Origin of the sequence: Polaromonas sp. UBA4122, from assembly GCA_002381615.1 — a bacterium.
Taxonomy (GTDB): Bacteria; Pseudomonadota; Gammaproteobacteria; order Burkholderiales; family Burkholderiaceae_C; genus Polaromonas.
This window is the reverse complement of record DFWY01000066.1, coordinates 50683-58174: the sequence shown is the minus strand read 5'-3', so window position 1 is coordinate 58174 and position 7492 is coordinate 50683. Positions and strand designations below refer to the sequence as shown.

Annotated in this window: 5 protein-coding genes, 1 tRNA gene and 1 pseudogene; 2 read left to right on the top strand and 5 right to left on the bottom strand. The window is 60.5% G+C overall.

Features of this window, described 5'->3' with window-relative positions:
• The 3 genes from rapZ to B3F77_RS08660 form a co-directional block, all read right to left on the bottom strand.
• On the bottom strand, window positions 1-860 hold an 860-nt coding region (gene rapZ / locus B3F77_RS08670; RefSeq protein WP_293604570.1), incomplete at its 3' end, for an RNase adapter RapZ.
• Window positions 857-2500 (bottom strand): DNA repair protein RecN, encoded by a 1644-nt coding sequence (gene recN / locus B3F77_RS08665; RefSeq protein WP_293604569.1) that lies wholly within the window; start codon window positions 2498-2500, stop codon window positions 857-859. The genes rapZ and recN, both read right to left, overlap by 4 nt.
• A 32-nt stretch (window positions 2501-2532) precedes the next feature.
• Window positions 2533-3408, bottom strand: coding sequence for an NAD kinase (locus tag B3F77_RS08660; protein ID WP_293604568.1), 876 nt, complete (start codon window positions 3406-3408; stop codon window positions 2533-2535).
• A 48-nt stretch (window positions 3409-3456) separates the two neighbouring features.
• Here B3F77_RS08660 and hrcA point away from each other — a divergent pair, with 48 nt between their 5' ends.
• Window positions 3457-4476, top strand: coding sequence for a heat-inducible transcriptional repressor HrcA (gene hrcA, locus B3F77_RS08655; RefSeq protein WP_293604567.1), 1020 nt, complete (start codon window positions 3457-3459; stop codon window positions 4474-4476).
• A gap of 26 nt (window positions 4477-4502) precedes the next feature.
• Window positions 4503-4579: transfer RNA gene (locus tag B3F77_RS08650), tRNA-Ile, on the top strand.
• Between the two features lie 856 nt (window positions 4580-5435).
• Here B3F77_RS08650 and pabB read toward each other — a convergent pair.
• Window positions 5436-7210: pseudogene (gene pabB, locus B3F77_RS08645) on the bottom strand (aminodeoxychorismate synthase component I).
• A partial coding sequence (gene nadA / locus B3F77_RS08640) for a quinolinate synthase NadA (RefSeq protein ID WP_293604566.1) occupies window positions 7210-7492 on the bottom strand: 283 nt, incomplete at its 5' end. The gene nadA and the pseudogene pabB, both read right to left, overlap by 1 nt.

Here is a 7492-nt window from a genome sequence, read left to right as displayed (position 1 = left end):
TCCAGTTCGCGATGCCGCTTCAGGGTGGGCCACTGCTGGCCGAATGCCGCTGCCAGCGCCTCTGCGAGATAGACCGAGCGGTGCTGGCCACCGGTGCAACCAATAGCTACCGTGACATAGCTGCGGTGATCCCGCACCAGCGCCTGCAACCAATGGCTGAGGAATTGTTCGATGTGCTTGAACATATCCTCCACTTCTGAATGCGCCAACAGGTAGTCTGCAACAGGTTGATCGAGCCCGGTCAGGTGGCGCAGATCCGACTCGTAGTACGGGTTGGGAAGCATCCGTACGTCAAACACATAGTCGGCATCCAGAGGCACGCCACGCTTGAACGCAAACGACTCAAATACCAGCGTCAGCTGGGTTGCCGGGGCTGAGATCAACTCCTTCACGTAGCCCTGCAACTGTGAAGAACGGATCATGCTGGTGTCAAGCACATGGGCCTGCTCGCGCATCCCGCCAAGCAACTCGCGCTCCAGCTCGATGGCCTCAACCAGCGCCCGGTGCTGGTCTGATGCATCGATACGTGACAGGGGGTGAAGCCGGCGGGTCTCGGAAAAGCGCCGCACCAGTGTTTCGGTGCTGGCGTCAAGAAAAAATGACTGCACGGCCACGCCTTGATCTCGTAGTTGCCGCAGCTGCTGCGGAACAAGAGGCAGTGACGTGGCACTTCGCACATCCATGGCGATCGCGACTTTTCGGGCGCCATGTTGCTGTTCCAGTGCTACAAAAGGCGGCAGCAGCTCGGGTGGCAAGTTGTCTACGCAGTAGTAGCCGGCATCTTCCAGCGCATGCAGCGCGACGGATTTCCCGGAGCCCGACATGCCGGTGATGAGGACCATTTCCAGTTTCGTTGTCATTGCCCCAGCATTTCCCTGGCGTGCGCCAACGTGGTGCCAGAGAGCCGTTCGCCACCCAGCATGCGGGCAATTTCGGCCACGCGCTGCTCTCCGTTTACAGGGGCCATGGTGCTGCTGGTCGCACCTTTTTCTGTGCGCTTGGCCACCAGGAGATGCTGGTCGGCGCAAGCGGCTACCTGGGGCAAATGGGTCACCGCCATCACCTGCCGGTCTTTGCCCAACTGCTTCATCAGGCGACCAACGGTTTCCGCCACGGCGCCGCCCACGCCCGAGTCAACCTCATCAAATATCAGTGTTCGCGCCTGCCCCAACTGGCTGGTGGTGACGGCTATGGCCAGGGCGATACGGGACAACTCGCCGCCTGACGCGACCTTGCCAACGGGTCTTGGCGTGCTGCCGCTATGGCCGGCCACCAAAAATTCGGCCTGTTCAAGCCCATGCTGGGCCGGCTGCTCCAGCGGGGTGAGCGCCACGTCAAACTTGCCGCCCTGCATGCCCAGGCCCTGCATGGCCTGGGTGATGGCTTTGGCAAGCTGGGGGGCTGCCTTGCTGCGGGACTTGGAGACCTGGCGAGCTTCCTCCAGATAAGCCAATTTGTCATGGCTCTCGTTTTTTTCAAGCTGTACCAGGTTGGCTGCCTCATCGAGCTTTTGCAGATCAAATTGCCAGGACGCCAGCAACTCAGGCAGCGCGGCAGGAGATCGCTTGTAGCGTCGCGCCAGGCTGACCCAGACGGACAGGCGCTCGTCAAGCTCTGCCAGCCGCTGCGGCTCCAGCTCGGCGTGCCTGGCATAGCCGTGCAGCGAATGCACAGCATCTTCCATCTGCGCCAGCGCAGCGCTTAAAACTTCAACAAGCCCTTTGAATTCAGGTTCTATATGCGCCTGATTTTGTAGCGAAGCAATGGCGCGGCCGAGCAGGGTCGCGGCGTTGTCATCGGACTCCTGCAGGACCTCGACCGCGGTTTGCACCGCGTCGCGCAAGGCTTGCGCATTCGACAGACGCCCGTGTTGGGCATTGAGCTCGTCCCATTCATCCGGGCCGGGTGCCAGCTTGTCCAGCTCGCCGATTTGCCACGCTAGGCGTTCACGTTCACGCTGCAGGCTGTCTTGCACGCCCTGCGCTTGCGCCAGTGTTTTCTGGGCCAACCGCCATAGTTGCCAGCGCCGGGACAACTCCTCGGTAGATACCTCCGCATAGGAGTCCAGCAGACCCCGCACGGCGTCGGGGCGAGTCAGGCTTTGCCAGGCATGCTGACCATGAATGTCCACCAACTGGTCGGCGATGTCCTTGAGCTGGGTGGCGGTGGCTGCGCTGCCATTGATCCAGGCCCGGCTTTTGCCCTGCGAATCAATCGTGCGGCGCAGCAGCAAGCTGTCGCCCGCTTCGAAGCCGGCTTGTTCCAGCCATTGCGCCAAGCCGGCTGGGCTGTCGAATTCCGCGCTGATCTCGCAGCGCGGAGCGCCTTCGCGAACCACGCCGACATCGGCACGTGCGCCGAGGGCCAGTTGCAATGCATCAATCAATATGGATTTGCCAGCACCGGTTTCACCGGTGAGAACCGTAAATCCATCCGACAAATCCAGGTCCATTTCGTGGACGATGACGAAATCGCGAAGCGAGATACTTTTAAGGCTCATAACTTAAGTCCCGACGCAGTCCAGAGGCGGGCTCAGGCCACGCCTTCATTCCAGTGAAGTTTTTTGCGTAAGGTATCAAAATAGCTCCAGCCCTTGGGATGCAGGAAACGCATTTGATGCTCTGAACGCCTGACAGTGATCCGGTCGCCGTGCTGCAAGCTGGCCAGCGACTGCATGTCAAAGTTAGCGCTGGCATCCCGGCCTGCTACTATTTCAATAGTAATCTCCCCAGAATCCGACAGCACGATGGGCCTGTTAGTCAATGTGTGCGGGGCAATCGGAACCAGCACCCAGCCGGCGATGGAAGGGTGCAGCAAGGGCCCGCCCGCCGAAAGGGCATAGGCGGTGGAGCCGGTTGGCGAGGCAATGATCAGGCCATCGGCACGCTGGTTGGCTACAAAGCGGCCATCCACTTCCACGCGGAGTTCAACCATCCCGGCGGTCGTGCCACGATTGACCACGACGTCGTTCATGGCGGTAGCGCTGAAGACGCACTGGCCGTCGCGCACGACCTTGGCCTGCATCATCCAGCGCCGGTCTTCGTCAAATTCCCCGCGCAGCATGGGTTTGAGCGTGTCCTGGTAATCTTCGAAGGCGATGTCAGTGATGAACCCGAGCCGCCCCTGGTTGATGCCGATCAGCGGAATGTCAAATTGGGCCAGCAGCCGAACGATGCCCAGCATGGTGCCGTCGCCGCCGACAACCAAGGCGAGATCGCATTGGGCCCCGATACCCGCCGCATCAAGCGTTGGATATTGTGTCAAGCCTGTGTTGTTGGCTGTGTCCTGTTCAATCGCGACATTGCAGCCCTGCGTGCCCAGAAAGTGCGCGATGCCTTCCAGCGCAGAACGGGACCCTTGGGCTTGATACTTGCCGATCAGTGCGACATGACGAAATTGCGACTTCATAGGCAAATTACATCACAACATTCGTAACAAGCTTCGTAGAATGTCACCATGCTTGATGCTCGTGCCCGGTTGTTGTTGAAAGCGCTGGTTGAGCGCTACATTGCTGATGGCCAGCCGGTCGGGTCGCGGACACTGTCCACGGCCTCCGGTCTTGAGCTGTCTCCCGCCACGATACGCAATGTCATGAGCGATCTGGAGGACCGCGGCCTGATTGTCAGCCCGCATACCTCCGCTGGCCGCATTCCCACAGCCCTGGGTTACCGCCTTTTCGTCGACACCATGCTGACCACGCAGCGCGGCCCGCTGTCCACCGGAAACAACATCCCTGCGCCCAGGCTGGCACCTGATCAGCCGCAGAAAGTGATCAGCAACGCGGCCCACATGCTGTCCAGCCTGTCACAGTTCGTCGGGGTGGTCATGGCACCGCGCCGAACTTCGGTGTTCAGGCATATAGAGTTTTTGCGCCTGTCTGAAAAACGTTTTCTTGTGATCATTGTCTCGCCCGATGGCGATGTTGAAAACCGTGTCATCTTTACCGAAGCCGATTACACCCAGTCCCAGCTGGTCGAAGCCGCCAATTTTCTCAACTCCCACTATGCAGGCATGGCCATTGAAGAAGTGCGCGAGCGCTTGAAAAATGAAGTGGAAGCGCTCAGGGGTGAAATTGCCACCTTGATGCAGGCTGCAGTCCAGGTCAGTTCCGAGGCTATCGAGGCGCGTGACGAAGTCGTTATCTCCGGTGAGCGTAACCTGCTGGCCGTCAGTGATTTTTCAAGCGACATGGGTAATCTGCGCAAGCTCTTTGATCTTTTCGAGCAGAAAGCGCAGCTGATGCGTTTACTCGATGTCTCCAGCCGCGCGGAGGGGGTGCGCATTTACATCGGTGGCGAAAGCCAAGTGATTCCCTACCAGGAGCTGTCGGTGGTGACAGCGCCTTACGAGGTCGATGGTCAGGTCGTGGGAACGCTGGGGGTGATTGGCCCCATGCGCATGCCCTACGAAAAAATGATCCATATTGTCGACATCACGTCAAAACTGGTCAGCACGGCCCTTAGCTACAGCAGGTAGCCCCCTTACAATCTAGCTGTTTACGGGGGCCGTTAGCTCAGTTGGTTAGAGCAGAGGACTCATAATCCTTTGGTCGTAGGTTCAAGTCCTACACGGCCCACCATTGAAATCAAAGACTTAGAAGCGGCCTTGTGCCGCTTTTACTTCGACTGTGCCGGTTTTGTGTCTAGCGTTGGCAATTTACATTTTCTGCATTTGAAGAGGGAACAATGCTCTTCAAGATCACGCCAAAATCAGGTGAAATCTCCGCAAATGGGACAACCTCCGCATTTCGGATGAATTGAGGCCCTACAACTTGACTGACAACTTTCCAGCTGGTTGGAGGGTTGTTATCCGAATTGAGCCGTATCGGAATAATGTATCCATCCCCGATCAACGTTCCACACCAGATGCAGTGATTGGCCATGTAGGTGCGTCTTACCTCTTTCACAAATGATGAAGAGTAGTTAAGCAAGAAATCGGGATCATCGGGAAAGAGATCATGCGACAGCTGAGCTATGTATCTAAAAACGACCGGCTCGGTGTAAGACTTCCCGTATTGATCTGTTACTCGCGTACAACTTCAAGCGCATGATGAAAATAGTGGGAACTGGCCCATTGATGCAAGCGATGAGGGCCTGAGGGCTCCTTTTAGTTCGCACACCGCGCGCAATTGGCGCAAATGGCAGTCGTTGTTTGGCAATGTCTCTAAAAATTATTCCGGACCATATCTTTAAAGATGATTCACTGAAGCCGCTGGCGCGGTCCTAATCAGCAGGCAAATGCGTTTTACGCAATCTTTAAATCAGGTTCTTAGTTTTGACACAGCCTCGGTCTGAACCAGCCATCAGGCTGCGCGGCCATGACAGCCGCAAGTAGCCCCTATTGAACTCCCCTTCTAGCCAAGCACGAACTATCAAAAAGAGAGCTGCCAGCGCTTATTCCATAAGCGTTAGAGCCCAAAAATACTCAAATCCAGCTCAAACCATCTCCGCCCCCATCCACCCCCGCAGGCTGTTCACAAACGCCCAGCCCTGCACCCGTGGCACGTCTTCCACCCGCACCATGGCCTCGGTCAAGCGCCCTTCGCGCAACGCCATCGCGCGCCCTACCCCAGGCAGCAAACCGCAGGCCAGCGGCGGCGTCACCCAGCGACCGTCCATCAGCATCGCCACGTTGCCGCGCGTGCATTCGGTAATTTCGCCCTCAGCGTTCCAGAGCACGGCGTCGAACACACCGGGCTGAGTGGGCGTGAAGGCGTCGTAATGGGCGCGGCGCGTGGTCTTGAAGCGCACGAATTCGCCGTGGGCTTCGTCCAGCGGGCGGCCGGCCAACTGCAGGCGCACCTGCTTGGGTGATGCGTCCATGGCAAACGCTTCGGCGCGTGCCTGGCCCTGGGCCGTAAGCAGCAAGCGCACGCGCCACAGGCCTTGCGGGTGGGCCTGCGCCAGTTCGTGCAGGCATTGCTGCACTTTGGCCGCGTCCCACAGATAGCCAAAATGTGCGGCGGCACCGGCCAGGCGCTGCAGGTGGTCGGCGGCGTGGCGCAGGCGGCCGTCCTGCAGCGCCAGGGTTTCCAGAAGGTCAAAACACATGCTGGCCCGCTCGACAACGGCGCGCTTATGGCGCCATTCCTGCCATTCGGCATCGGGCATGGCGCCCGAGGTGATGCCGCTGCCAATGCCGCAGCGCAGCGCGCCGGCCTGCACGGTGACGGTGCGGATGGGCACGTTGAACGTGGCCCTTATTCCCTGCCCGCCCGGCCGCACCACGCCGACGGCGCCGCAGTACACGCCGCGCGGCTGCGGCTCCAGCATGCGGATCATCTGCATGGCGCGCACCTTGGGCGCGCCGGTCACCGAACCACAGGGGAACAGCGCGGCAAACACATCGGCCAGCGTGGTGCCGGCGCGGGTGCGGGCCTGCACGTCCGACGTCATTTGCCACACGGTGGGCAGCGCTTCGGTATGAAAAAGGCGCGGCACCTGCACGCTGAAGGGCTCGGCAATGCGCGAGATGTCGTTGCGCAGCAGGTCCACGATCATGACGTTTTCGGCGCGCTCCTTGGGCGATGCGCGCAGGGCGGCGGCCTGGGCGGCGTCGTCCTGCAGCGTGGCGCCTCGCGCAGCGGTGCCCTTCATGGGCCGCGCCAGAATCTGGCCGCCCTGCCAGTCAAAAAACAGTTCGGGCGACACCGACAGCACCTGCGCATCGCCGGTGTCGATATAGGCCGTGTAGCCGCCCGGCTGGGCGCGCTGCAGGGCGGCAAACAGGGCCTGTTCCGCGCCCTCTTCCGGCGCGCCCTGCCATGCGCCCAGCAGCGGTGCGGTGAAGTTGACCTGGTACAGCTCGCCGGCCGCAATGGCGCGCTGGATGTGGTCCATGGCCGAGCCAAACGCGGGGCGCAAACAACTTTCGCGCCACTGCACCTGGGCCGTGGCGGCGCCGGCGTGCTGGTCCTCGGGCCAAGGCAGGGCTTTGTCGTAAACGGCAAACCAGGCCAGTGGACCGTCGGGCGCATGCACGGCCAGTGCGGCATCAAAGGCCGGGGCCGCTTCGTAGCGCAGATAGCCCACGCACCACAAGCCCTGCAGGGCCGCCTGCTGCACGGCCTCCAGCACGGACAGCACCTGCGCCAGGCTGTGCGCTGCCAGCGTCTGGCGCGGTATGCCAAACGCATGCCGCAGACGGGGCCCTCGGGGTGGTACGGATCAGAAAAATCGATGAGTGCCGTAAACCCGGAAAGTGCCGCCATCAGGCCGCGCCGATGTGCGGCACCAGCCCGGCGGTCGATTGGCCGTTTTTGAGGGCGGCCGTGAAGGCCAGCATGCGGTCAATTGGCAAGCGGGAGCGCAGGCCCAGCGCCGGGTCGATATGAACTTCGTTCGCACCGGTTTCCAGCACCTGCGCCACCCCGGCCAGCCCGTTCATGGCCATCCAGGGGCAGTGTGCGCAGCTTTTGCAGGTGGCGCTGCTGCCAGCGGTGGGCGCTTCAATAAAGGTTTTGCCCGGGTTCAGCGTGCGCAGCTTGTGCATG

Coding starts and splice junctions, on each gene's coding strand:
- hrcA (WP_293604567.1), top strand. CDS start 3,457: ATGCTTGATGCTCGTGCCCGGTTGTTGTTGAAAGCGCTGGTTGAGCGC.
- B3F77_RS08660 (WP_293604568.1), bottom strand. CDS start 3,408: ATGAAGTCGCAATTTCGTCATGTCGCACTGATCGGCAAGTATCAAGCC.
- recN (WP_293604569.1), bottom strand. CDS start 2,500: ATGAGCCTTAAAAGTATCTCGCTTCGCGATTTCGTCATCGTCCACGAA.